Source organism: Gordonia rhizosphera NBRC 16068, assembly GCF_000298195.1.
GTDB classification, from domain to species: domain Bacteria; phylum Actinomycetota; class Actinomycetes; order Mycobacteriales; family Mycobacteriaceae; genus Gordonia; species Gordonia rhizosphera.
Window position 1 is genome coordinate 1 of sequence record NZ_BAHC01000108.1, and the last position, 1,195, is coordinate 1,195.

General features: G+C 72.3%; 1 protein-coding gene and 1 pseudogene. Both read right to left on the reverse strand.

From position 1 onward, the window contains the following. Positions 1-803, reverse strand: an 803-nt coding sequence (locus GORHZ_RS12505) for an SCO6880 family protein (RefSeq protein ID WP_006333468.1), incomplete at its 3' end; no start/stop codon positions are given. After that, a pseudogene (locus GORHZ_RS12510) lies at positions 800-1,195 on the reverse strand (hypothetical protein); the annotation flags it as partial. The gene GORHZ_RS12505 and the pseudogene GORHZ_RS12510, both read right to left, overlap by 4 nt.

Sequence of the window (1,195 nt, forward strand, 5' to 3'; positions counted from 1 at the left end):
AACGTCGACAGCCGTCGGCCGATCTCGGCGGCCTGATCGGCCACCTCGCGCGAGGACGCTTCGCGCAGCGGCGCGAACGTCAGCGTGAGCCGCACATCCGAGCGCACCCGCGCCGACCCGCGGGTCAACACCGTTTCGGCCATCACCTCCCGCGCGAACGCCGGCGCGGCCGGGTCGGTGATCCGGCGCACCTCCGCCCCGATCCGCGCACCGGCATCAGGCACCGACTCCACCACGACCTCAGCGCCGACCGCGCCGCGCGCCGAACCCAACCGGGCCAGGAAATCGCCCTGGGCGGCGACCCATTCGTTGATCTGCCACTGATCCACGCGTTCCTGACCCTGCGGCTGCACCGCCAGACTGACGCAGTAATGGTTCTTCGCGGGGTAGTGGATGAGCCCGAACCGCTGCCCGTCACGCAGCTCGTAGCCGTACATGTGCGAGCCGGCCGCAATCCCGGGCAGCCGCGCGGTACCGGGCACCTGCCCGAACACCCCGCCCCGGTACACCGTCTGCCTGCGCAACCGCGCCCAGGTGAATTGGGTTCGCAACACCGTCATCTCCCATCCGGTGCGGCCGTCGCGGGAGTAGACCAGAGGGGCCATCCCGACCACGGAGACCGCGATCAACACACCCGCCACCACCAGTGACTGGGTGACCACGAAACTGACAATGATGGCGATGACCAGGACGCCAGCCACGATCGTGACGCCCCAGGTCATCCCGAACAGGCCCGTGGAGCGCGGACGCTCCCACCGGCCATACAGCAGCAGCGCATTGCGCTCGGACGGGGTGCCGCTCACCGCAACCCCCCCTCTGCTGACAGGCCGTCATCGGCACCGTCGAAGAAGTTCTCCGCCGCCTGCGACATGACCCCGGTGGCGCCCAGCACGTCATGCGCGGCGTCATGCGCGGCCGAAAACCGGTTGCCCGCACCACCACTGGACGAGCCGGCGTCAGGCATCGCCGCGGTGGCCGGGACCGCCGACGTCGCCGACATCGACCCGCCCCCGGCGCGGGCACCACCCCACGAGCCCGAACCTGCGCCGGCCGAGCCGCCGCCCCCGCTGGAGGCCGCGGCCGACATCCGCGCCACACCACCCCCAGCCGAACCACCACCGACCGAACCACCGCCGGCCGCGACCCCGGACGACCCGGCACCGCCGCTGACGCCGGCGGCGCCGGTCGCGCCCGC